The organism is Kushneria konosiri, assembly GCF_002155145.1.
GTDB classification, from domain to species: domain Bacteria; phylum Pseudomonadota; class Gammaproteobacteria; order Pseudomonadales; family Halomonadaceae; genus Kushneria; species Kushneria konosiri.
Genome location: NZ_CP021323.1, coordinates 2,085,594 through 2,110,735, shown reverse-complemented (window position 1 = coordinate 2,110,735; position 25,142 = coordinate 2,085,594). Strand labels below are relative to the sequence as shown.

18 protein-coding genes and 1 rRNA gene are annotated in these 25,142 nt (G+C 57.8%); 5 read left to right on the top strand and 14 right to left on the bottom strand.

Going from position 1 to position 25,142, the window contains the following annotated elements; genetic code table 11:
- Nucleotides 1–7 precede the first annotated feature (7 nt).
- Nucleotides 8–1,543 (bottom strand): 16S ribosomal RNA (locus B9G99_RS09700).
- Nucleotides 1,544–1,987: 444 nt separating this feature from the next.
- Nucleotides 1,988–2,938, bottom strand: a complete 951-nt coding sequence (pssA, locus tag B9G99_RS09695; protein ID WP_086621992.1) for a CDP-diacylglycerol--serine O-phosphatidyltransferase — start codon at nucleotides 2,936–2,938, stop codon at nucleotides 1,988–1,990.
- Between the two features lie 72 nt (nucleotides 2,939–3,010).
- On the opposite strand from pssA, the gene B9G99_RS09690 reads away from it, so the two are divergent.
- Complete coding sequence (locus tag B9G99_RS09690) at nucleotides 3,011–3,535, top strand: MOSC domain-containing protein (RefSeq protein WP_086621991.1); 525 nt, start codon at nucleotides 3,011–3,013, stop codon at nucleotides 3,533–3,535.
- A gap of 110 nt (nucleotides 3,536–3,645) precedes the next feature.
- Here B9G99_RS09690 and ilvC read toward each other — a convergent pair whose 3' ends face one another.
- From ilvC to B9G99_RS09675, 3 genes are all read right to left on the bottom strand, one after another.
- Nucleotides 3,646–4,662 carry a ketol-acid reductoisomerase gene (gene ilvC / locus B9G99_RS09685; protein WP_086621989.1) on the bottom strand — a complete coding sequence of 339 codons (1,017 nt, stop codon included), beginning with the start codon at nucleotides 4,660–4,662 and terminating at the stop codon, nucleotides 3,646–3,648.
- Between the two features lie 87 nt (nucleotides 4,663–4,749).
- On the bottom strand, nucleotides 4,750–5,241 hold the full coding sequence (gene ilvN / locus B9G99_RS09680; protein ID WP_086621987.1) for an acetolactate synthase small subunit: 492 nt from the start codon (nucleotides 5,239–5,241) through the stop codon (nucleotides 4,750–4,752).
- Nucleotides 5,241–6,962 carry an acetolactate synthase 3 large subunit gene (locus tag B9G99_RS09675; RefSeq protein ID WP_086621985.1) on the bottom strand — a complete coding sequence of 574 codons (1,722 nt, stop codon included), beginning with the start codon at nucleotides 6,960–6,962 and terminating at the stop codon, nucleotides 5,241–5,243. Before B9G99_RS09675 ends, ilvN begins: the two co-directional genes overlap by 1 nt.
- Nucleotides 6,963–7,563: 601 nt before the next feature.
- Here B9G99_RS09675 and treF point away from each other — a divergent pair.
- Complete coding sequence (gene treF / locus B9G99_RS09665) at nucleotides 7,564–9,180, top strand: alpha,alpha-trehalase TreF (protein WP_227875773.1); 1,617 nt, start codon at nucleotides 7,564–7,566, stop codon at nucleotides 9,178–9,180.
- An 86-nt stretch (nucleotides 9,181–9,266) separates the two neighbouring features.
- Here the strand turns inward: treF and clpB are convergent, their stop codons facing one another.
- The 3 genes from clpB to rluD form a co-directional block, all read right to left on the bottom strand.
- The gene (gene clpB, locus B9G99_RS09660) at nucleotides 9,267–11,861 is read right to left on the bottom strand and encodes an ATP-dependent chaperone ClpB (protein ID WP_086621982.1); all 2,595 of its coding nucleotides are present in this window, start codon (nucleotides 11,859–11,861) and stop codon (nucleotides 9,267–9,269) included.
- 181 nt (nucleotides 11,862–12,042) lie between these two features.
- On the bottom strand, nucleotides 12,043–12,801 hold the full coding sequence (pgeF, locus tag B9G99_RS09655) for a peptidoglycan editing factor PgeF (protein ID WP_086621980.1): 759 nt from the start codon (nucleotides 12,799–12,801) through the stop codon (nucleotides 12,043–12,045).
- Nucleotides 12,798–13,757: a 23S rRNA pseudouridine(1911/1915/1917) synthase RluD gene (gene rluD / locus B9G99_RS09650; RefSeq protein WP_086621979.1), complete on the bottom strand. Its 960-nt coding sequence runs from the start codon at nucleotides 13,755–13,757 to the stop codon at nucleotides 12,798–12,800. Before rluD ends, pgeF begins: the two co-directional genes overlap by 4 nt.
- 205 nt (nucleotides 13,758–13,962) lie before the next feature.
- Between rluD and B9G99_RS09645 the strand changes: the two genes are divergently transcribed.
- Both B9G99_RS09645 and B9G99_RS09640 read left to right on the top strand, forming a co-directional pair.
- Complete coding sequence (locus tag B9G99_RS09645; protein WP_086621977.1) at nucleotides 13,963–14,772, top strand: outer membrane protein assembly factor BamD; 810 nt, start codon at nucleotides 13,963–13,965, stop codon at nucleotides 14,770–14,772.
- Between the two features lie 226 nt (nucleotides 14,773–14,998).
- Nucleotides 14,999–15,283 (top strand): PP0621 family protein, encoded by a 285-nt coding sequence (locus tag B9G99_RS09640; protein ID WP_086621975.1) that lies wholly within the window; start codon nucleotides 14,999–15,001, stop codon nucleotides 15,281–15,283.
- On the opposite strand, the gene thiO is transcribed toward B9G99_RS09640, so the two are convergent.
- Entirely contained in the window at nucleotides 15,275–16,372 is a 1,098-nt protein-coding gene (gene thiO / locus B9G99_RS09635) for a glycine oxidase ThiO (RefSeq protein WP_086621973.1), read from the bottom strand. The two genes, B9G99_RS09640 and thiO, sit on opposite strands and share 9 nt — an antisense overlap.
- Nucleotides 16,373–16,492: 120 nt before the next feature.
- Here thiO and B9G99_RS09630 point away from each other — a divergent pair, with 120 nt between their 5' ends.
- Nucleotides 16,493–16,972, top strand: coding sequence for a GspH/FimT family pseudopilin (locus tag B9G99_RS09630; protein WP_086621970.1), 480 nt, complete (start codon nucleotides 16,493–16,495; stop codon nucleotides 16,970–16,972).
- Between the two features lie 11 nt (nucleotides 16,973–16,983).
- Here the strand turns inward: B9G99_RS09630 and B9G99_RS09625 are convergent, their stop codons facing one another.
- From B9G99_RS09625 to pilV, 5 genes are all read right to left on the bottom strand, one after another.
- Nucleotides 16,984–19,986, bottom strand: coding sequence for an EAL domain-containing protein (locus tag B9G99_RS09625; RefSeq protein ID WP_086621968.1), 3,003 nt, complete (start codon nucleotides 19,984–19,986; stop codon nucleotides 16,984–16,986).
- A gap of 83 nt (nucleotides 19,987–20,069) precedes the next feature.
- Nucleotides 20,070–23,093: a PilC/PilY family type IV pilus protein gene (locus B9G99_RS09620; protein WP_086621967.1), complete on the bottom strand. Its 3,024-nt coding sequence runs from the start codon at nucleotides 23,091–23,093 to the stop codon at nucleotides 20,070–20,072.
- The gene (locus B9G99_RS09615) at nucleotides 23,093–23,590 is read right to left on the bottom strand and encodes a PilX N-terminal domain-containing pilus assembly protein (RefSeq protein WP_148663940.1); all 498 of its coding nucleotides are present in this window, start codon (nucleotides 23,588–23,590) and stop codon (nucleotides 23,093–23,095) included. The genes B9G99_RS09620 and B9G99_RS09615 overlap by 1 nt, the downstream gene beginning before the upstream one ends.
- The gene (locus tag B9G99_RS09610; RefSeq protein ID WP_086623407.1) at nucleotides 23,580–24,503 is read right to left on the bottom strand and encodes a PilW family protein; all 924 of its coding nucleotides are present in this window, start codon (nucleotides 24,501–24,503) and stop codon (nucleotides 23,580–23,582) included. Before B9G99_RS09610 ends, B9G99_RS09615 begins: the two co-directional genes overlap by 11 nt.
- Nucleotides 24,503–25,081, bottom strand: coding sequence for a type IV pilus modification protein PilV (gene pilV / locus B9G99_RS09605; protein WP_086621963.1), 579 nt, complete (start codon nucleotides 25,079–25,081; stop codon nucleotides 24,503–24,505). Before pilV ends, B9G99_RS09610 begins: the two co-directional genes overlap by 1 nt.
- Nucleotides 25,082–25,142: the final 61 nt, after the last annotated feature.

The following is a 25,142-nucleotide window of genomic DNA, read 5'->3' as shown; positions in this document are numbered from 1 at the left end:
TGTCGTTTAAGGAGGTGATCCAGCCGCAGGTTCCCCTACGGCTACCTTGTTACGACTTCACCCCAGTCATGAACCACACCGTGGTGATCGCTCTCCCGAAGGTTAAGCTAACCACTTCTGGTGCAGTCCACTCCCATGGTGTGACGGGCGGTGTGTACAAGGCCCGGGAACGTATTCACCGTGGCATTCTGATCCACGATTACTAGCGATTCCGACTTCACGGAGTCGAGTTGCAGACTCCGATCCGGACTGAGGCCGGCTTTATGGGATTGGCTTCACGTCGCCGCTTCGCAACCCTTTGTACCGGCCATTGTAGCACGTGTGTAGCCCTGCTCGTAAGGGCCATGATGACTTGACGTCGTCCCCACCTTCCTCCGGTTTGTCACCGGCAGTCTCCCTGAAGTTCCCGGCCGGACCGCTGGCAAAAAGGGATAGGGGTTGCGCTCGTTACGGGACTTAACCCAACATTTCACAACACGAGCTGACGACAGCCATGCAGCACCTGTCTCTGCGTTCCCGAAGGCACTCTCCCATCTCTGGGAGATTCGCAGGATGTCAAGAGCAGGTAAGGTTCTTCGCGTTGCATCGAATTAAACCACATGCTCCACCGCTTGTGCGGGCCCCCGTCAATTCATTTGAGTTTTAGCCTTGCGGCCGTACTCCCCAGGCGGTCGACTTATTGCGTTAACTGCGCCACCAAACCCTCAAGGGGTCCAACGGCTGGTCGACATCGTTTACGGCGTGGACTACCAGGGTATCTAATCCTGTTTGCTACCCACGCTTTCGCGCCTCAGCGTCAGTGTCAGTCCAGAAGGCCGCCTTCGCCACTGGTATTCCTCCCGATCTCTACGCATTTCACCGCTACACCGGGAATTCCACCTTCCTCTCCTGCACTCTAGCCTGCCAGTTCCGAATGCCGTTCCCGGGTTGAGCCCGGGGCTTTCACATCCGGCTTGGCAAGCCGCCTACGCGCCCTTTACGCCCAGTAATTCCGATTAACGCTTGCACCCTCCGTATTACCGCGGCTGCTGGCACGGAGTTAGCCGGTGCTTCTTCTGTGGGTGATGTCCTTCATGACGGGTATTAATCGTCATGCCTTCTTCCCCACTGAAAGTGCTTTACAACCCTAGGGCCTTCTTCACACACGCGGCATGGCTGGATCAGGGTTTCCCCCATTGTCCAATATTCCCCACTGCTGCCTCCCGTAGGAGTCCGGGCCGTGTCTCAGTCCCGGTGTGGCTGATCATCCTCTCAGACCAGCTACGGATCGTTGCCTTGGTGAGCCGTTACCTCACCAACAAGCTAATCCGACATGGGCTCATCCGATAGCGCAAGGTCCGAAGATCCCCTGCTTTCTCCCGTAGGACGTATGCGGTATTAGCTCGGGTTTCCCCGAGTTATCCCCCACTACCGGGCAGATTCCCATGCATTACTCACCCGTCCGCCGCTCGCCGGCATCCCGAAGGACCCGCTGCCGCTCGACTTGCATGTGTTAGGCCTGCCGCCAGCGTTCAATCTGAGCCATGATCAAACTCTTCAGTTTATTTTGAAGCTTTGAGATTCTTTATTCGACACTGCCAAGGCAGTCTCGAAAGGCGAATCAATCCGGGCTCGAGTTCAAACTGGTACTCTTGACGAGTGTTCGTCTGCTCGATTATCTATGTGACTGGTGTCACACGAGCCAGACGCCCACACAAATTGCCTGATCGACTTGTTAAAGAGCGTCTCGAAGATGCTGTCTCAGTCGCCGTTGGCGGCTGCTTCGAGAGAGTGGGCATTTTACAGCCCTTGATCGAAAAGTCAACCTCTTTTTTTCGATCCGGAAGTCAGCGGCTGGATTTGAAATCCTGATTGAGCGACTAAAACCCCAGTCAAAACAATCACCTGCTTAACTTCCCCGCTGCCTCGTCGCCGTGTGCTCCGTGGCAGCGGATGCGTACTTTATAGATCACCCCCGGTTCGTGCAACCCCTTCTTTTAAAAAAAGGCTATTTTCTTTCATCACCATTTTTTGATGTTTCTGAGGAGCCTGCCACCTCTGCCTCATCAGCCTGCGCTGATGTTTCAGGAGTTTCGGCATTGGCTGTTTCCATCTCTTCTTCGGTATTGGCGATGCCGCTGGTAATGGGTTTGGCATGGCCGGTACGACGCATGAAGGCAAGGATCGGGCCGGATGCCGCATAGCTGCCAAACAACAGCAGCAGCATGATGGCGGGTTCCAGCGAGATCAGAACAAAGGCCAGTACGATGGCCAGCAGGAACACAAAGGGTACAGGACTTTTGAAATCCACTTCCTTGAAGCTGTAATAGCGGATGTTGCTGACCATCAGGATACCGACGGCCGCCACAATGATGGCCATGAGCACCTTGAAGCCAAAGGCGGTGGCCTCGAAGCTGTGGAAGGTCCAGACAAAGCCTGCCACAACCGCAGCGGCCGACGGGCTGGGCAGTCCGATGAACCATTTCTTGTCGGTGCTGCCGATCTGGACATTAAAGCGCGCCAGACGCAGCGCTGCGCCGGCCACATAAACAAAGGCCGCTATCCAGCCAAGGTTGCCGATATCCTGAAGTATCCATGCGAAAGCCACGATGGCAGGGGCGACCCCGAAGGAAAGCATGTCCGCGAGGCTGTCATACTCCTCACCGAAAGCGCTTTGGGTATTGGTCATGCGGGCTACACGGCCATCAAAGCCATCGAGCACCATGGAGACAAAGATGGCGATGGCAGCAGAGCCAAAATTGCCATTGAGTGCTGCGACAACGGAGAAGAAGCCTGAAAACAGCGCCGCCGTGGTAAACAGGTTGGGCAATAAATAAATACCGCGCCGGCGGATGCGCTCACCGTTTTGCACGATATCTTCAACCACTTCCGTATCGTCCTTGAACTCTGAAAAGGGATCGCGGGGCGGTCGATTGTTCGGCGGAGGCGTTTGCGTCATGACAATAATGTCCTTTGAAAAGATACGACCATCAAAGCATAGAAGATGACTGGGTGTTAACACGGAGAGTCCATGGAGAGTTTAAGAAACCTCATGATGCAGCTTCCTTGCGCCGGCCGTCTGGACTGGTTAAGCCGTCGCCCTGAACGTCACGGTGTGGTCGAAGTCGCAACATCGCTGCGCCTGACCGAGGGTAAAGGCATTGAGGGAGATCATTACAGCGCCCGAGGCGGCAAGCGCGAAGTCACCCTCTTTCAGGCCGAGCACTTGCCCGTTGTCGCCGCCTTTTGCAACAAGTCGACGCTTTCCCCTGCCCTGCTACGACGCAATCTTATGGTATCGGGACTCAATCTTCTGGCCTGCCGAGGACAGCAACTGGCCGTCGGTAATGACGTCATCCTCGAGATCACCGGCCCCTGCGCGCCCTGCAGTCTCATGGAAAGGACGCTGGGCCCGGGTGGCTACAATGCCTTGCGCGGCCATGGCGGAATGACCGCACGTATCGTGCAGGGCGGCATCATTGAGCTCGGCGATCGCGTACTGGTTGTGCCAGCTGGCCGAAACACGGCTCAGGGTCAGCTTTTTCAAACACCCTGATGACCGCTTGCCGAGGATGGCAGGCTTCATCCATGGCAGATATAAAAAAACGGATGCGAGTCATCGCATCCGTTATCTTGAGGCTTCAAGTCTCTTGAGGATCGTTCAAATCAGTTCTTTGACTTGTCGACCATCTTGTTGGCCGCAATCCAGGGCATCATGCCACGCAGTTTGGTGCCGACCTCCTCGATCTGGTGCTCGGCCCCACGACGGCGCTTGGCCTTGAGCGTCGGAAAACCGGACTGGTGATCCAGAATGAAGTCCTTGGCAAAGGTCCCTTCCTGGATGTCCTTGAGCACCTGACGCATGGCGTTTTTGGTGTCTTCGGTCACGATCTTCGGACCGGTGACGTAGTCACCATACTCGGCCGTGTTGGAGATCGAGTAGCGCATGTCGGCCATACCGCCTTCATACATCAGATCAACGATCAGCTTGAGCTCGTGGAGACACTCGAAGTAGGCCATTTCAGGCGCGTAACCAGCTTCCACGAGGGTTTCAAAGCCCGCCTGAACCAGCGCTGTGGCACCACCACACAGTACGGCCTGTTCACCGAACAGATCGGTTTCGGTCTCTTCCTGGAAGGTCGTATGAATGATGCCGGCACGACCACCGCCGTTGGCACTGGCGTAGGACAGGGCCAGTTCACGCGCCTTGCCGGACTTGTCCTGATAGACCGCGATCAGACTCGGCACGCCGCCACCCTGAGTGTAGGTCTGACGTACGGTATGACCGGGCGCCTTGGGCGCGATCATGATGACGTCCAGATCCTCACGCGGCTCGATCTGCTGATAATGCACGTTGAAGCCATGTGCAAAGGCCAGCGCAGCGCCTTCTTTCAGGTTGGGCTCGACGTCACGATAGTAGATCTGCTTCTGGTGCTCATCGGGCGCCAGGAACATGACGATATCAGCACCGGAAACCGCGTCAGCCACTTCAGCGACTTTCAGACCCGACCCTTCTGCCTTCTGCCAGGAACCGGAACCCTTACGCAGCGCAACGGTGACATCGACGCCGGATTCCTTGAGGTTGTTGGCGTGAGCATGACCCTGCGAGCCGTAGCCCAGGATGGTGACCTTCTTGCCCTGGATGAGAGAGAGATCGCAATCCTTGTCGTAATAAACCTGCATTACCTTCACCTTTTAATGGACGGCAGCGCCATCGGTTGACATAAACGCTATCGGTTAATCTAAACGTTGTGCAAACAAACTTCGGTGTCAGATGCTCAGCACCTTGTCACCACGTGCAATCCCGGACACGCCGGTACGAGCCACTTCCAGCACCCCCAGGGGCGTGACTGCCTGCAAGAAGGCATCCATCTTGTTGGCGTCGCCGGTAATCTGCACGGTATAGACGCTTGGCGTCACATCCACGATCTGCGCCCGGAAGATGTCTGCCGTGCGCTTGACCTCATCACGGGCACTCCCCTGCGCCTTGACCTTGACCAGCATCAGCTCGCGTTCGATATGCGCGCCTTCGGTCAGATCCACCAGCTTGACCACATCAATCAGTCGATTGAGGTGCTTGGTAATCTGCTCGATGATGCGCTCATCACCGTTGGTGGTCACGGTCAGACGCGACAGGGTCGGGTCATCGGTGGGGGCCACATTGAGCGTTTCGATATTAAAGTTACGCTGGGAAAATAGTCCGATCACGCGTGACAGGGCGCCCGGCTCATTTTCAAGCAGCATCGATATGATATGACGCATCAGGTTCGCTCCGTCTTCGACAGCAGCATGTCACACATGGCCCCCTGCGGAACCTGCATCGGATAGACGTGCTCGCGCGGGTCGACATGGATATCGAGAAACACCAGCTCCTCCTTCGAACGAAATGCTTCTTCAAGCGCCGGTTCAAGCTCATCGGCCGTTCTTACCGTAATGGCCTTGAAGCCATAGGCTTCGATCAGCTTTTCAAAGTCAGGCAGCGACTCCATGTAGGAATGCGCGTGGCGGGACTTGTAGTTCAGATCCTGCCACTGGCGTACCATCCCCAGCGAGGCATTGTTGAGGTTGACGATCTTGACCGGGATACCGAACTGCTTACAGGTCGACAGCTCCTGCATCATCATCTGGAAGCTGCCCTCCCCCGTAAACAGGACGACATGCTCATCGGGATAGTTGAGCTTGATGCCCATGGCGGCCGGCAGACCAAAGCCCATCGTGCCCAGTCCACTGGACGAGATCCAGCGATTGGGCTGATTGAACTTGTAGTACTGAGCAGCAAACATCTGATGCTGACCAACATCGGTCACGACGTAGGCATCGCCGTGCGTGGCGCGATGTACCGCTTCGACGACCTGCTGGGGCTTGAGCGGCTCACCGGCAGCGGCCGGCTCATAGAGCTTGCCTCGACGCTCGTCACGCCAGTCATTGATCCTCTCCCACCAGTCATCCAGCGACTCCTGTGCTTCCGTGCGCTGGCCGATCTGGTTGAGCATTTCATTGAGTACGTGATCGGCGGCCCCGACGATGGGCACATCGGCATGTACGGTCTTTGAAATGGAGCTGGGATCAACATCAATGTGAATGATGCGAGCGTCCGGACAGAACCGTGTGACGTTATTGGTCACGCGGTCATCGAATCTCACCCCGACACCCAGCACCAGGTCGCTATTGTGCATGGCCATGTTGGATTCATAGGAGCCATGCATGCCGGGCCAGCCCAGCGACTGCGGATCGTTTTGCGGGAAGGCACCCAGCCCCATCAGGGAAGTAATGACGGGAATGTTGAGCCGATGCGCCAGCGCCGTCAGTGCCTCGGAGGCACGACCGGTAATCACCCCGCCACCGGCAAAGATCACGGGACGTCGGGCGCTCATCATCAGTTCGACAGCCTTGCGAATCTGACCGGTATGCCCGCGTGAAACAGGATTGTATGAACGCAGCTTTACCTTGCGCGGATAGACGTACTCGTAGCGCTCGGTCGGGGCGGTCATGTCCTTGGGAATATCGATCACCACCGGACCGGGACGGCCGGAAGAGGCAATATAGAAAGCCTTCTTGAGCACGGTGGGGATATCGGATGGATGACGAATCGAAAAGCTGTGCTTCACGATCGGCCGGGTCACGCCGACAATGTCGGTTTCCTGAAAGGCATCCTCGCCGATCAGGTGACTGGCGACCTGGCCGCACAGCACGACCATCGGAATGGAATCCATGTAGGCCGTCGCAATCCCCGTGACCGCATTGGTCGCTCCGGGACCCGAGGTGACCAGCACCACGCCGGGTTTACCGGAAGCACGGGCATAGCCATCGGCCATATGGGTTGCCGCCTGTTCATGGCGAACAAGAATATGTTTGACATCATCCTGGCGAAAGAGCGCATCATAGATATGAAGCGCTGCACCGCCGGGGTAGCCGTAGATATATTCAACGCCCTCATCCTTGAGGAAGCGGGCGATCATATCGGCTCCGGAAAGCAATTCCACGTTTGAGTTCCCCTATAAGGTCTCGAGTGCGTTCACGATGCCATACGCATCGGAGTTCGAGGACGGCTGTGCCGCCTGCCGCGGCCCGGGGCCTGCGACACCTGATGCTGCATTCTGATGATCGGCTGCAGCGAGGACCTGCTCAATCTCATGTCGGGTCGACATATAGGGGCGTTGATCAGGCAGGGGGTTGGCCCGCCTGTTCAGGTCCTTGGGCAGGCAGGCAGTCGCCTCGCGACTGTCCTTCATGACCTCGGGGGTTACCCAAGGAATTCATGCCTGCAATCAGGAACCTTCAAGACTCTATCAGTGATGTCCCGCTGTCAACTGATGGATGCGCATTTATAGCGCTCAGACCTCGAATAGAGGTGACATATTGCACGATATCAGTGCATGGAAGCACAACAGTTTTGATTAGTGTCTGCCGTTATGATGTGTGTCAGGGGTAAAGACATCGGATGAACTATCCTGCGTTAACACCGGTCAACATAAAGGGAAGCTTTATGTACCAGAAGCGTCCCGAAGCTGTCAGGACAGCGTCACTTATCACCTGCCAGTAACGATCGGGCAGAAACGCCATTTATTGTTTCAGGAATTTGCCATGACCATGACCGCTGCCGCATTGACACCTTCGATGCCGGATACGCCCGAAGTTGCCGAGCTTCCGCCATTGCCGGAGCATCTCTGGGGCAGGCTGTTTCACGATGTCCAGAGTCGCGGTCTGTTCGATGACAGCAAAACCTTTGTGGATATGATCCCGACCAAACCGGCCGACGAGATCATGGCCGATTATGCTCACCTCTGCGAACATCATTCGGACTGTGGTGACGCCCCCTGTATCAGCAACAAGGCCCTGCGTGAATTCGTGGAAGCACGCTTTGAGCGCATCGAAACTCAGGCCAACGTTGAGCCCCCGCAACGACAGAACACCATACGTGACCATATCGATGCCCTCTGGAATGTGCTGACGCGTCAGCCGCGCCCACGCTACAACCCCAGCTCGTCCCGCCTGCCCCTGCCCCATGCCTATGTGGTGCCTGGTGGTCGTTTCAACGAAATCTATTACTGGGACAGCTATTTCACCATGCTGGGCCTGCGTGAAAGCGGTCGCATCGATCTGGTTCGTGACATGGTCAATAACGCCGCCTTTTTGATCAACGCCTATGGTCACGTTCCCAACGGGAACCGCACCTATTATCTATCACGCTCTCAGCCGCCGTTTTTTTGCGGCATGGTCGGCCAGCTCGCCCAGCATGATGGCGAAAAAACCTATGAGCACTATCTGCCACAGATGGAGCGGGAATATACCTACTGGATGGATGGTGTCGAGGCGCTTCACCATGGCGAAGCCTATCGGCGCTGCGTCAAGCTCGCCGAAGGCACGCTGCTCAATCGTTACTGGGACGATCTGAATACGCCTCGTGAGGAGTCCTTTCGAGAGGATCTGGAGACGGCGACTCTCTCAAATCGGGATCACATCGAGGTGTGGCGCAATCTTCGTGCCGGGGCCGAAAGCGGCTGGGACTTCAGCTCGCGCTGGCTGAGCGACCCGCATGATCTGAGCACCATTCGCACCGTGGACATCCTCCCACTGGATCTCAACTGCCTGCTCTACCACATGGAATCCGTTCTGGCGTCAACCCATCGCAGGCTTGGCCATTATCAGCGCGCCGACCTGTTCCAGAGTGCTGCCAATTCAAGGCTGGATGCCCTGCACCGGCTGTTCTGGTCGCAGGAAGAAAAGCGTTTCGGCGACTACCTGTGGCATAGCAACGAACTGACGACCAGCGTCAATGCCTCGATTGTATTCACCCTTTATTTTGGTGTGGCGACCGAAGAGCAGGCCGGCCACGTCGCCAATACGCTGGAACATCAGCTGCTTCAGCCAGGCGGCCTGATGACATCGACCATCGATACCGTGCAGCAGTGGGACGCTCCCAATGGCTGGGCACCGCTTCAGTGGATGGCCATCAAGGGGCTCAAACGCTATGGTCATGACCAATTGGCCGACACGATTGCAAAGCGCTGGATGCACAACAACTTCTACCGCTTCCAAAAGGATCACAAGCTGCTGGAGAAGTACAACGTCATGGACCTGGATGGCGCGCCGGATGGCGGCGAGTATCCGTCTCAGGATGGTTTTGGATGGACCAATGGTGTATTGCGCGCGCTGCTGTCGATTTATCCGGACGCCACGCTGAGCAATACCGCACCCTGACATCCGGTTGATACAGGGTGTCAGCACATGAAAAGGGCGGCTACCAAAGTAGCCGCCCTTTTATCGTTTAACGCCGATAGCGCTTCTTATACCGCTTCATCCTGCTCGAGGGTCAGCTCGCCGTCACGGGCCTCCACATGGACGGTATCACCCGGAGCATAGCGTCCGGACAGCAATGCCTGAGCCAGCGGGTTTTCGATCCGGTTCTGAATGGCGCGACGCAGCGGACGCGCCCCATAGACCGGATCGAAACCTGCCTCGGCCAACTGCTCCATGGCCGCCTCGCTGATGGCGAGCGAGACATCGCGATCCGCCAGCCGACGACGCAGCTGATCCAGCTGGATGTTGGCAATCGCCTTGATCTGCGTCTGACCCAGCGCGTGGAACACGACCACCTCATCGATGCGGTTGATCAGCTCGGGGCGGAAGTGCGAAGACACTTCATCCATGACCGCAGCACGCATGCGCTCATAGCCGGCATCATCCTGCTCGCTGGCATAATTTTGAATAATGCTGGAGCCCAGATTCGAGGTCATGACGATCACGGTGTTGCGAAAATCCACCGTCCTCCCCTGCCCATCGGTCAGGCGGCCGTCCTCGAGCACCTGCAGCAGGATGTTGAAGACATCCGGATGGGCCTTTTCCACCTCATCAAGCAGCAGCACCGAATAGGGCTTGCGCCGCACGGCCTCGGTCAGATAGCCGCCCTGTTCATAGCCGACATAGCCTGGAGGGGCACCGATCAGACGAGCCACGGAGTGCTTCTCCATGAACTCCGACATATCGATGCGCACCATCGCCTCTTCGGTATCGAACAAAAATCCTGCCAGCGACTTGCACAGCTCGGTCTTGCCCACCCCGGTTGGCCCCAGAAACAGGAAGGAGCCGTTGGGCCGGTTGGGATCACTGATCCCGGCGCGAGAGCGACGCACGGCGTTGGATACGGCGGTGACCGCCTCATCCTGGCCGATGACCCGCTCATGCAGTGCTTCTTCCATGCGCAGGAGCTTGTCGCGCTCGCCTTCAAGCATTTTGGATACCGGAATGCCGGTCCAGCGCGAGACGACCTCGGCGATTTCCTCCTCGGTCACGATTGAGCGAAGCAGCTTCAAGGGCGTGCTTTCCGCCTCACCGGCCTCGCTGATCCTGCGTTCCAGATCCGGAATCAGGCCGTACTGGATTTCCGACATGCGCCCCAGATCCCCCTGGCGACGCGCAGCCTCCAGATCGGTACGCGCCTGCTCAAGCTCAGCCTTGTACTGCGCTGCCCCCTGAAGGCTGGCCTTTTCGGACTTCCAGACCTCTTCAAGATCAGCGTATTCTCGCGACATGGTCTCAATCTGGCCTTCCAGAAGCTCGAGGCGTTTACGAGTGGCCTCATCCGTCTCCTTTTTGAGGGCTTCACGCTCGATCTTGAGCTGAATCAGGCGGCGCTCGAGACGATCCATCTCTTCGGGCTTGGAATCCATCTCCATGCGAATGCGAGAAGCCGCTTCATCGATCAGATCGATGGCCTTGTCCGGCAGCTGGCGATCGGTAATATAGCGCGTCGACAGACGTGCGGCGGCGATGATGGCCGGGTCGGTAATATCTACCCCGTGATGGACCTCATAACGCTCCTTGAGCCCACGCAGAATGGCGATGGTGTCTTCCTCGGAAGGCTCATCGACCAGCACCTTCTGGAAACGGCGCTCAAGCGCGGCGTCCTTTTCAATGTCCTGACGGTATTCATCCAGCGTGGTAGCGCCCACACAGTGCAGCTCACCGCGGGCCAGCGCAGGCTTCAACATGTTGCCCGCATCCATCGAGCCCTCGGTCTTGCCTGCGCCCACCATGGTATGGAGTTCATCAATGAAGAGGATAACCCGTCCCTCCTCCTTCGCCAGCTCATTGAGCACGGCCTTGAGGCGCTCCTCAAAGTCACCGCGATACTTGGCGCCGGCCAGCAGCGCGCCAAGGTCCAGTGACAACACCCGCTTGTCCTTGAGACTTTCCGGCACTTCGCCGTTAACGATGCGCTGGGCCAGCCCCTCAACGATGGCCGTCTTGCCGACGCCGGGCTCACCGATCAGTACCGGATTGTTCTTGGTCCGACGCTGCAGCACCTGAATGGTGCGGCGAATTTCATCGTCACGTCCGATCACCGGGTCCAGCTTGCCGCTGGCGGCGCGCTCGGTCAGATCCGTGGTGTACTTGTCGAGCGCTTCGCGTTTTTCTTCGGCCTCGGCATCGTTGACGCTGTCGCCACCACGCAAGGCATCAATGGCACGACGCACGCCCTGCTCGGAGAGCCCTGCCCCGCTTAATGCGCGACTGATGGCCGACTTTGTCTGTAGCGCCGCCAGCAGCACCAGCTCGGTAGCAATGAACTGATCACCGCGTTTTTGTGCTTCGCGGTCGGCCAGATTAAACAGCTGGCCCAGCTCCTGGCCCATGGTGACATTGCCATCGAACTGACTGACGGTAGGCAGATCGTCCACCACCCTGGTCAGCGCGTCGCGCACGCGGCCCGGGTCGCCACCGGCCTTTTGAATCAGTCCCTTGAAGCCGGAATCCCGGCTGTCCAGCAATGCAAGCAGCACATGCCCCGGCTGTAGTTGATTGTGACCGCGCCCTGCTGCCAGAGACTGGGCATCGGCCAGAGCGGCCTGCAATTTACTGGTGAGCTTGTCGATTCGCATCCCGTGTCCTCTCATCCGGCGCTCTGGCCGGTCAGGGCTGCATCATCGCAGCACCGGCATCTCAAAGCGCGTGTATCAGTATATTGCCAACAAAGATGGGGGCGCCGGAAAGCGTTTCAAGCAGGAGCGGTAAAAATATTATGTTAAATTCAACACTTCTGATTAGAGCGCCTGCCGCGCCCTAACGAAGCCAGATCACACTGCTCATCCGCCCGGTCAGGCCGTTATCACGGCGGTGGGAATAAAAGCGGGGATCGGAGGCCGTACAGAAATGACCACCACTGATGTCGGTGATGCCCAGCGCCTCAAGACGCAGGCGTGCCAGCCGGTAAAGGTCGCACATGAAATGCCCCAGCCGGTAAGGGCTCGCCTCAAAGGCACTGGCGGCTTCTGGGTGTACATTCACGAAAGCATCGTGTACCTCATGCCCGACTTCATACTGCATGTTGGAGATCGCAGGCCCAAACCAGGCCATGACCTCATCAGATGGGCAACCCAGAGCAGCCACGGTGGCTTCCAGCACACCACCGGCCAACCCCCGCCAGCCGGCATGTGCAGCCGCGACCCGGGTGCCGCGCTTGTCACAGAACAGGACCGGCAGACAGTCGGCCGTCTGGATCACGCAGGCATAACGCTGATCGAACGCGATGGACGCATCAGCCTGCGGCGGCGGCGTTTGAAAGGACTGCTGCACGCGCGCGCCATGGACCTGATCCAGCCATAACAGCGGCCGGTGATCACCGATTCTTGCCCCCAGCAGCTGACGTAACCAGGCCACCGTTTCAGGGTCATCTCCTACATGGGAAGCCGCATTGAAGGAAGCATAGACGCCCTGACTGGGCCCTGTTTCGCGGGTGGTGACAAAGGCACCAACCGATCCCGGTGCGATCCAGTCCGGGACAATGAGTGTGGGCTGCTGATCACGGCTGTCCTGATTCATGCCTCTGTCTGATCCTCGCGCAGAATATCAAGCAGCATGAACATGTCATCGGGCAGCTCTACACCAAACTCGACAAGTTCATGATGGGTGGGATGCATGAAGGCCAGGCGGCGCGCATGCAGGGCCTGACGCGAGAAATGACGCAGCACTTCCTTGAGGGCTTCACCGGCACCGGCAGGCAGCTTGAGGCGCCCGCCATAGACCGGGTCACCTACCAGAGGAAAGCGCTGATGCGCCATGTGCACGCGGATCTGGTGCGTACGGCCGGTTTCCAGTCGGCAGCGAACATGAGTATGCCCCCGAAAGCGCTCGACCACTCGGTAGTGCGTTACCGCCGGCTTGCCACCGTTGGCCACCACCGCCTGACGCTTGCGATCTACCGGATGGCGTCCGATGGGCGCATCGACCTTGCCGCCGGCAATCATGGCGCCGGTAACGATGGCGTCATATTCACGCTTGACCCGACGAGCCTGTAGCTGCTCGACCAGTGAGGTCTGCGCCGCCAGCGTTTTGGCTACCACCATCAACCCGCTGGTGTCCTTGTCCAGACGATGAACAATGCCGGCACGTGGCAGGGTCGCAAGCGCCGGCGCATGATGCAGCAGCGCATTGAGCAGCGTACCGCTCTGATTACCCGCGGCCGGGTGGACGACCAGCCCTACCGGCTTGTTGATCACCAGCACGTCATCGTCTTCGTGCACGATGTCCAGCGCGATCGCCTCGGCTTCCCAGACCCGGTTTTCTTCCAGCACGGCATTGAGCGCCAGTACGGCGCCTGACATGACCGGGGCTCGAGGGCGCAGGCGCTGGCCATCCACGGTCAGGGCGCCCTCCTTGATCCAGCCCTTGAGGCGCTCGCGGGAAAACTCATCAAAGAGTTCTGCGGCCACCTGGTCCAGTCGTAGACCGGTCATGGCGTCGGGGACAATGCGTGTTTGTTCGATGGTCTGTGACATGCAATTCTCTGCAGGAGCATGGGCCGAGCATTTCGCCACGGCTTTACAATGCTTTATAGTGCGGGGTCATTGGTACCGGGAACAGGCAGCGCGTCATTCGCGTAATGCACTGACGGTCCGTATAGTAGGCCCCCACACACTTCATTCAGTAGCTGTTGGGCGGATTCTATCATGCCGCCACGGTTTGTTTGAGACGAGGACGACAATGCGCGCCATTTCCCTGAGCGCCCTTGCGCTGGCTGCCGTCATGCTGGCCGGTTGCGCCAGCAGCCAGAGCCAGGAGCAGGATAAAGAGCTTACCGAGCAGCAGCTCTATCAAAACATTCAGCGCTCGCTCGACAATGGCCGCTACTCCGCTGCCGTCACGCAGCTTGAAACGCTGGATAATCGCTATCCGTTCGGAGAATACGCCCAGCAGGCTCAGCTCGAGCTGATCTACGGCTATTATCAGGTTGGCAACTGGGAAGCCTCGCGGGCCGCAGCCAGCCGTTTTATCCGGCTTCATCCTGACCACCCGCAGGTCGATTACGCCTATTACATGCGAGGTATGGCCGCCTGGGAATCCGGCAGGTTCAGCCTGGAAAGCCTGGATCTGATCGACATTTCCAAGCGCGACCTAGGCGCCACTCGTGATGCCTACGTCGATTTCGGCGAGGTGGTCAGGCGCTTCCCTGACAGTACCTATGCGCCCGATTCCCGTCAGCGCATCATCTTTTTGCGCAACGTGCTGGCGCGTCATGAGCTTCAGATCGGCGATTTCTATCTTCGCAAGCAGGCCTATCTGGCGGCTGTCAATCGCGGGCGCTGGGTGCTTGAGCACTACCCACAGACGCCAGCAACACGTGATGCGCTGGCGGTCATGGTAGAAGGCTACATGGGTCTGGACATGAAGAAGGAAGCTCGCCAGGCACTGGCCGAACTGATCCACAATGATCCGGACAATGCTCGTCTCAATGGTGAGACCTTCAACCCACGCTATCTCGGTGGCTCGCTGAGTCTTGAAGACCATGGATGAGTGAACCAGGATCTCGGTGACTCCGAACGCCCTGCCGAAAGGCGGGGCGTTTTCAATTCAGCCTGACGCAGCGCAGGCATCGTCATGATACGCTTTGACACAAGGCATCCGGGCAACGCCCTTATAACGATCATGGCAATGACCATTCTGCCTTTTCGGGATACTCTCCGAATTGCAGCAGCGCCATGGCCTGTCCGTCATCATTTCAGGAGTCAGAATCCTTCACATGGCCCGACTGATTATTGTCGCCGCCCTGCTCTGGCTGGGATGGCTGTTCTATCGACGCTTGAAGCGTCAGCGTCAACCACAACCGCCGACGCCATCCTCGGGAGAGGCCATGGTCCGCTGCGCCTATTGCCATGTGCATGTGTCGCGCCATGACGCGCTGGAAGACTCTCACGTCAATGAACTATCGCGTCATCTGCCAAGCGAAAGACACTGGTTCTGCTGCCAGGAGCATCAGGCTCGTTTTATCAGTAACGGGCCAAAGCCACGTCGACGCTCACCCTGAGCAAGGCACGATGTAGGGCGTCGGGTCTACCGGAAATGGCGTGCCTGAAACATGAGCACATAGAAGATCCGCCGTGGCAGGAGACAGCACCACACCGTTGCCGCCGTGGCCGGCGTTGATATAAAGCCCCTCAACCTCCTGCACCGCGCCGACAAAAGGAATGCTGTCTGGTGAGCCGGGGCGCAGCCCCGCCCAGTGGTGGGTAACCTCGACCTTTTCAAGCGCTGGCAGCATCTCACATGCCATGGCGTGAATCCGCGCGTAGCCCTCTCGGGTGGTGGTCCGATCAAAACCGGCGTCCTCAAAGGTGCTGCCGGCCAGAATATGATGATCGCGTCGGGGAATCAGATAAAAGCCATTCATCAACATCACCGATGGAAGCAACGCCTTCTCGGCTCTAAAGAGCAGCATCTGCCCCCGAACGGGCGTAATGGCCAACAACACATGACGTTCCAGCAACTGCCTTGTCCAGGGGCCGCCGGCCATGACCACATGCGGTGCCAAATGCCGGCCCCGAGGCCCCGTCACACCCTCGACCCGCCCGTTCACCGTTAGCAGTGAGGTGACCTCAAAGTGCTCGATCAACGTGACGCGCGGATGGTCCAGCAGCCACTGTCGCAGCGCCTGTCCCAGTCGCGGCGTTCGAATACTGCCACGCTCGGGCAACCAGAAAGCAGGCTCCAGAGAGGGCGTCACCCACGGCCCCAGCTGTTCAAATGCCCTTGAAGAAGCAAGGGACACCAGCATGTCATCATGGCGTGCAGACCAGTCCCGCGCCCTGTCGGCATCCTCGACTCTCACATGCATGATGCCGTGAGCGGTATATTGCGGATCGATACCGGTCGTCTCTGCCAGCAGATTGGCAAGCGTCAGCCACTGAGGCGCTGCCAGAGCATCCAGACGAGCGATGGGGTCGCGATAACGCCATGGATAGAGCGGTATCAAAATACCGCCGCCGGCCCAGGAGGCTTCCTGTGCACATTGGCCCCGCTCCACAAGCGTGACCCGAAAGCCCTGCTGTATCAGTTTGAAGACGCTCATCATGCCATTGATGCCGCCGCCTACCACGATCACATCGCTTGCGTTCACACGCCCCTCAGTCCTTTATGTGTCATGTCTCAACGCTCCTGCACACCAAAAATTAGAACAACTTAATAAATCGAGCATTCCGCCGTTAAATCAAACCAGTAAAGGGCAAAGGGGAACGTTGTGCGAGCTCAGCAGGGGATTACCCTGATCGATGCCGTGGTGGCCATGGCCCTTCTGGCACTGATGATCGGTTGGTTCATCCCTTCCATGCAACAGTGGCATGCCAACCATCTGCTGGACACTCAGATGCGAGATGTACAGGGACTGATTCAACAGGCTCGAATGGCCAGTCTGAATCACGACCGCCCGTGGACATTGTGTGGCAGCCGTGACGGAGATAACTGTGATGGCCAATGGAAGTATCTGCTGGTGCTGGATGACAGGGGGCATGTGCGTTATCGCATCAAAGGAGATGAGCACGTTACCCTGCGCTGGAAGGGCTTGTCGGAAACACTCGTTTTTCACCCCAGACTTTCGAGCAGTATTCTCAACGGCACCTTTTATCTTTGCCACAAGCAACAAGGACGAAAGCTGATCATCAATCGGCTGGGGCGTCTGCGCTTTCAGGACATCGACAAGAGTGACTGCCAGACCACTTGAAGAGCGGGCGTTTATTCAAGCCAAAGCTTCTCAAGCGGCATCGGGCGATGCAGATAATACCCCTGACCATAATTCACGCCCATCTTGACAAGCCTTTCCACGCTGGCGCTATCCTCGATAAATTCGGCCACGGTCAACGCACCAAGACGCTGAGCGATCTGATTGATGGCATCCACAATCACCTGATCCACTGCGTTGTCACTCACGTGACGTATAAAACCGCCGTCAATCTTGATGATATCGACAACGAAGTTGCGCAGGTAGCCAAAAGAGCTCAGGCCGCTTCCGAAATCATCCAGCGCAATACGACACCCCGCACTTCGCAGCTCGGCAATCACTTCGACGGCCAGAGTGAGGTGGTTCATGAGTGCCGTTTCCGTAATCTCGAAGATCAGTGCCTGAGGTGGCAGAGGAGACACCGACAGAATTTCCTGTAACCAGGGCAGAAAGGTGGCATCGTTGAGCGAATTGGCGGATAGATTGATGCTCAGCGAGCGGCCATCGAGGACCTGTTCCATACGCTCACCATCATGGACAAGCACACGCTCGATCACCCAGCGATCCACACCTGCCATGATGCCATAGCGTTCAGCTACCGGAATAAAGGCGCCTGGCGCCACTATCTCGCCTTCCCGTCCCAGCATCCTGACCAGGATTTCCAGATAATCATTGCCCTCCCCCTGCAGGGGGGCGATCCTCTGACAAAACAGTACGAAACGATCATTTTCGATGGCCTCGCGCAGTCCTGCCGCCATGAAGATATCACGATGGTACTGCTCAATATCTTCCTGCCCGGGATGGTAGATAGTCGCCCGATTTCGCCCATACTGACGTGACGTATAGCAGGCCACATTGACGCGACTGAGCAGGGTGCCAAAGCTTTCGGCCTGATGGTCTACCGGTATCAGTCCGGCGCTGACACTCACTTCATGCACACGACCCTCCCAGGAAAACCGCAGGGCGCTGATGGCCTCGATCACGGTTTCCACCCATGCCGCCGACGCTTCGATATCGCGCCCATGAAGCAACAGGGCGAACTCGTCTCCGCCCAATCGAGCCAACACATCCCGATCACCGAGATACTGCTCGATCAGACGGGCAATCTCGATCAGCAGTGCATCTCCTGCCAGATGGCCCGCCGAGTCGTTGATGACGCGGAAATGATCAAGGTTCAGTATCGCCAGAATGGCGGGTTCAACGCCCTTTTGATCGATGACCTCATCTACCGCCTGTTCAAAACGTCGACGATTATAAAGCCCCGTCAAGGCGTCATGACTGTCGGTAAAGTTCAGGCGCCGCTGAAGCTCCCGTGCGCGTGACAGATCCTGGAAGACCACGATGACCCCCATGGGCGCACCACCCGCGGCCCGCACCGGCGCAACGGTCGCATTAATTTCACGCGGTACCTGCCCCTTGTTAATCAATACCGCATCGTCTCCGCTCATGCAGACTTCATTGCGTAACAGACAGGTATTGACCAGCTCAAGCGTCTGCGGCGCCATGTCCGGCCCGTGCAGATGAAATACTTCCTGGAGTGGACACTGCCTGGCCTGCGAGAAGTTTAGGCCGGTAATCTCTTCGGCGACAGGGTTCATGAACACGACCTTGCCGGCCATGTCAGTGGCAATGACCCCATCCCCGATTGAATGGAGCGTCACCTGCAAACGCTCCTTTTCCTCCTGCAGATCACGAGCGAGTTGCTCGCGCTCCAGTTCCACCTGGCGAGCCGCATGGATATCGATCAGCGTGCCGACCATCTGCAGCGGACGGTTCAGCTCATCAAACTGCATGACCTTGCCGCGGGACTGATACCAGCGATAGCTGCCATCTCTCTGACGCACGCGATACTCTGCAACATACAGTGGCGTTTTCCCGGCAATATGAGCGTCAAACGCCTGCTCGACGCGTGCCACATCGTCAGGATGGGTTTTCTCACGCCACAGCACCATCGAGCAGGAAGTACCCATCTCCTCCCCGATCAAACGATGCGCCTCCAGGGAAGCACTGATCTGACCGTGCACGAGATCGATCTCCCAGACCCCCTGGCCGCTTCCCTCCAGAGCCGACTTCCAGCGCTGCTCGCTTTGCTGTAACCGAGATTGCTCACGACGGAAATCATGTAACGCCATGGCCAGCAAAAGCGCTGGCAACACCGTCAATACAATGGTGACGTAGTGAAACATATCGATATGAGCGGTGCCGTCCTGCTGACAGAAATGAACCAGTATCGCCAGTGAACTGACGCTCACGGCATTGAGCAGGGTGCTTCGAAAAAAATCGAACAAAAGCGCCCCGAGCAGCAGCATTGCGATGCTCCAGGTCACTTCATCAGGGAAAAAACACACGATGCCCGCATTCACTGCAACGGTCAGCAGCAGCACAGCGTTAAAACCGTTCAGGATGTTTGACGAAAGCAGCGCACGCCAGCGATCGATGGAACTTTTGAGGGCTACCGGCAACATGACAAGCATGCCCAGAAAGCCCGAGAGATAGTGGATCCACCATATCCGGAAAAAACCCGAACCATCACGGACACCTGTCGATGCCAGCATCAAGGAGCTGATCAGCGGAATCAAAAAGGTGCCAATCAGCAGGATACTCAGAAATGCAGAGATCGTGCTTGTGATCAGCACGCCCTTGAACTGCCAGCGCAGCCAGAAAACACCGACCAGGATTTCGATGGCATTGACGAAGGTATACCGAAGAACATCATGAGGTGGATGGCACAGATATTGGGCCATCAGGTCGGCCAACGCGATCCCCACCATGGGCACACCCCAGTCCCGCGGATGCAGACGGACAAGAGCACCGATGGCCATGGGCCCGGCCAGCCATGGCGCCACCATATCCGCCTCGACAATGGAGAGCCTCATGGCCCCTACTGCCAGCAGAAAATAGGCCAGCATGAACAGTCCCAGCCGCAGCCGCAGCCGCAGCCGCAGCCGCAGCCGCAGCCAGCGAGCGAGACGCCGGTGATCGCTGTTTGCAAAAATCTGCTCGTAGATTTCCAGCATTGGTTCCCTGCACCCGGCCTTTTGAGCCCATTATTGTGTTATTGCCTGGCATGGCCCTGTCATATATACGACGTGCCGTGCGCTTACTGCTGGTACCACCATAACGGGGCCGCGACCAGACATTCTCTGAAAGTCTCGTCTTCGGCATCATACTGGCCACAGCCGTTATCTTCTTCGGTATTGGGCACGTCTCCATCACTCAACACTTCTGCCACCAGTTGAGCCCGACCACTGTCCAGCACCCGGGTGCGTAGACCCTCTATCAAAAGGTCAGGGGTCTCCTGAAGATAGTTCCCCATTTTGGCACTTCGAACCGTGGCCTCGCGCTGCTCGTGTTGATGTCCATCGTCATGCCAGACCGGCAGGGAAAAACCATACAGTGTTGAAGCGCCACGAGCGGCCATGCACATGTTGGCAGGCACTTCAGGCTGGTAGGTCGTAAACAGCGTCTTGCCGGCGATCGTGGAGGCATCCGATAGCACCTTTGCTCCGGCTGGCAGCATCAACCGCCAGCCGTGAAAGGCATTCACGTCCAGAAACCCTTTTTGATCCACTGGGGCACGTAGTGTGTAGGTTGAGTCCTGTGACAACACTTCAATTAGAGCATTATTGTTGAGTATGCCGGGTACAGGGTCCTTTAGGGAACCATCAAGCCAGCGGCTGACGTCGAGAATATAAAACGCATCCTGGCTATCGGCTTCCAATGGGTTGGCACGGTTACCGCTACCCAGCATCAAAAGATCCACGGGCTTTTGATCCAGATAGGTGCGTACCAGATTGGCTCGATTAAAAAAGGCGCGATCGATGCCCGCCTGATCATGACGTCCCAGTGAGGCCACCTGATAAAGCTGCCAGTCCGAGGTCGTTCTGTTCCGACCCAGGCCATCATTACCCAATTGCAGATCGGCAAACCAGACATTGCCCCCCATATCGCCAAAAAAGGCGCCATCCACTGCCCCATCAAAGTCTCGATCCACGGGAGTCATGGTCGCCGGTACACTGTCTTTCGGCCCCTTGAGCGAGGCCACGATTACCCCACTCTGGGCATCGATCACTGCCATGCCTGCGCCAAACCGGGCAGGTCCACGGTCGGCCTGAGTGCCGGCCGTGATGTCATACCCCATGCCGACCAGAAAGACAGCGCGTCCGTCCGCCAGAGTGGCCACCACCGGTGTGGACCAGCTTTGTCCCCAGTCCGCCGCACCGGTGCGCCAGGCCATTTTCGGTGCATCCGGCTCGATCACGTTCAGGCCGTAATAGCCACGACCACCTCGTCCGAATCCAAACGCCAGCACCGCCTTTTCCAGTTTTACGTGAAGCTGACCGTCGGCGTCCGACCTCCTGTCGTAGACAAGCCAGGCCCCTGGAGAGCCATCAATGCCGTAGTGCGTCGACTGGGACAGATACTGCTGACCGCCCGCACCATCAGGCCACGGATACTCCGGACGGGTATTGAGCATGCGATAAACGGCAATGGCTGCCGTCTCGCGCGGCCAGAAGGCCCAGCGCTCGGAGCCATCAACATCGTCTATGGCGTGAAGTACGCCCTCATTGGTCCCCACAAAAATGCGAACGCGCTGATCACTCACCGAACAGCTCGAGCGCCCATCGGCGCAGCCATAATTGATCGCCAGCGGCTGCGAATGCACGATATCCCCCATGACCCAGGGCCTGATATCGGTCTCGCTTTCCCCGGTCACATCTCGTCCGTAGACCCAATCCGCCAACTGTCTGGGGGTATAGCCCGCCTGATTCAGAACGCCCAGGGCTTTCGCATCGATACCATCGCCATCCAGCGTCTGATCGACACCGGGTCGGGCGAGCAAACCAAATGAAGCACTCTTGCCCAGATCGGTATAAAGGTTTCTGCCCAGAAGCACCTGCTCTCGCAGTCGCGCTCCGGCGCCCCCCTGCTCGACCGCACCGGGGGCAGCAATCTCCGAAACACCTCGGCTCCAGAGATCGCGCTGGACCGGATTGACGGACTGGCTCGCCTCCACCGCAAATTTTTTCAGGTTGCCGGTCCAGGGCACATAACCGCGCGGCAGAAAACCGGGCGCATAAACCAGGCCCAGGTTTTCCGTGCCCTCGATATTGGCCACTGTACTGAAACGCTGCGTCTGGGTTTCGTTTTCAATAATGCTGCCCAGAATCCGGCTGAAGGCCAGATCGAGCCCGTCGCGGTCGCTGGCCTCATAGTAACCCTGCGAAATACCCGGCGGTGGCCGAGCAGCATCCTGAAGAAGCTGCTGTCGCGTAGTAAAGCCGATGGTAAAGGTATAGGCGTGCTGGGGACCGGATAGATTGCTGGCCAGATCCCTCTCGGCCATGAAACGTGTCAGCTGAGGCAGGCAGTTTTCCTGTCGCGACTCTTTTGTGGAGTCCACTGGATCGACGGCATTATAAAGATTACATGTCTGGCCGGTCAGTTGGCGTATACCGGCATTGGCATTGGTGTCCCACTGCGGTACGCCATCCGTCATATAGATGACATAAACGTTTTCACAAGCCCTTAACGGACGGTGGTAATAACCGTTTCCATCTTCGGCACTGCTGTCGCGCATGGGCGAGACGCCACCACTGTCCTTGCCGTAAACAACATCCTGCCCAATAATATAACGGTATACTTCAGCCATGGTTTCGCACAGCGGGGTAGAGGTATTGGCCTGCAGGGCGCTGATGGTATCGAGAAGGGTCAGTCGTTCACTACCGCTTTGCCGGGCCTCTCTGGTGAAGGACCGGACAATACGTCCGCCGTGATAGCGCTCCTGAATAATATTGCAGGTACTGTCGTTACAATAGGCACCGTTATCATTGAAAACGCTCAGGGAAAAATTGATCCCGGGATGCTTGCTGACCAGCCCCGAGATAATCTCCTTTGTCACCTGCAGGCGAGACTTAGTACTGCTGCCAACCGCTGTCTGCATGCTGGCCGAAGTATCGATGATCAGCATGACCTGCGGCTGCCCGCCACCGCCACTGGCCTGATAAGCCGGCAGATAGATGTCCACATCGTCGGCACGAGCGACGCATGACACCGCAAGGCATGTCACCAGCGCCATCAATACCCACCAATGCACCTGGCACTTAAATGAGCCAATACTCATTACGGCGCACCTCCCGTACTCAGCGTCACAACACCCTGATAGACGCCTCGCGACTGATCCCGTGAAGACTGAAAATTCTCGGGCACGATGCGCAGGTTAAAATAGCGATAACGCTGTAGCGCCTGACTCTCCGTGTTGGCAAGGCTTGTGGCATAGCGCCGCTCAAGCTGTTCACGCACGGCACTGGAAAGCCCCACCTGCTCATTTTCAAGACACAGTCGCTGCACGCTCAGCTGTGCTCCAGCCTCGGGCGGCACCACCTCCTTGCTGCATTGACGAGTCAGATAGACAGGCATGAGCGTGTCGAGCTGCGCCAGCTGTGTCTCGATCTGGCCATCCTGCTGCTGAAAGTCCTGTACGCCGGTCTCGGCATAATGGGCCAGGCGAGTATCCAGTAGTCCTCGCTGGACCAGCGATACGGCCAGCAGCGTCATGGCGGCCAGCAACATCAACCCGATGACCAGCGTAAAGCCTTTCTGGCGGTGATCAGAAACCATAAGCCCCTCGAAGCCGGCCATTGCGCAGGGTTGCCGTGGTCACGAACAAGCGTCGTTGATAATGATCAGGGCCAAAGGTAAGCGCATGCCCGGCGACAAGAAACTCGCGCGCCGGCACCGGCTGCGCCATTTTCTCGCTGCGCATCACCATATAGATTCGCGCCGCAACCACGCTATCCCAGTCAACCGCCGTCCACTGGGCGACCGCCCCACTGCCATAAAACTGATTGGCGCTGCCGTCGCCGGTGTCGTCACGCCCCCACTCCACCTCAAAGGCTTCGACATGGCGCACGATTTCGCTACTGACGGGTCTTTCGTCGGAATTGGGCTTCTCGATTTGAGTGACGTAAAGCGCCGGAACCTTTTCTCCGCTGTACGCGTCGTCAACCATGCGCAAATGATAGATACCGGTGCGATAGTGCCAGTTACCCTGACAGGGCTGAGCGAGGGTGAGCTGTCGCGAGGCATCCAGTGTCAGGCAGGTCCCGTTACCATGATCGGCGTAACGCACGGCCACCACCGCCGAAGGGTTTGCAGCGCCATGATCAATGGTTGCGGCGCTTTGGGGCACAAGACCAAGCACCTTGGCCTGTGCCACGGTACCTCCCCAGACAGGCAGGGCACATTCAATCTTGACGGCCTCGAGCATGTCGCTGCATTCACCGCTGCGCGCCGGCGACATGACCTCACCCCAGAATCCGGTACGCCGCAGCTCCTCGCCCAATAGCTGCGTGGCCATGCGCCCCCTGACCTGAAGGTCCGCCATGGCGTGCTGCTGATGAAAGCTTCGCGCCGTCTGCGTATAAAGCACAATCACGGCTGACAGCACCACCAGCCCGATCGCCATGGCAATCATCATCTCCAGCAGGGTCACTCCCTGCTGAGCGTGCGCTGAGGAAGGTGAAAGGGCCATCAGCCACGAACCGGGTGATAGCGGCTGCTGGCGGTTACGCCCTGACGCGCACTGGTAATGTCACTGCTGCCGCAGACGGTGGTGTCGGCAACGCCTCCCCGGCCAACACCCAGCCAGACAAGGGTAATGGTGACATCAAAGCGCTGCGTCTGAGGTGTGACCGTAATACAGGCATGTGCCTGTGGCAGGCCATCAAGGCGATAGCTCTGGCCCTGTGCCTGCATGATCTGCTGCTCCCAGTCAGCCAGATCAAAACGCGCCAGAGCCTGACTGTCGCAGCTCGTCTGCCGGCAATCGCTGCTGCCCTGCTGCTGCTGAGCACCGATGGGAGCATTCGCGTGCTCCCCGACGTTATAAACGGTCATTGCCTCGCGGGTAGCATTGGCACGCAGCCGCTCCAGCATGTCGTTAACCAGCAGCGTGGCGCGGCCACGCTGCAAGGCTTGCTCATTGGCCTGCTGGGCATGCAGTACCAGGCTCATGACCCCCATGGCGCCAAGACTGAGCACCACCATGGCCACCAGTACTTCAAGCAGGGAAAAGCCCCGCTGTGCGGGGATACACGTATGAAACATCATGTCGAATCCGGGCGCTTAACAGCGCTGCTATCGGCATGATCGTGTCACAACTTGAGACAGG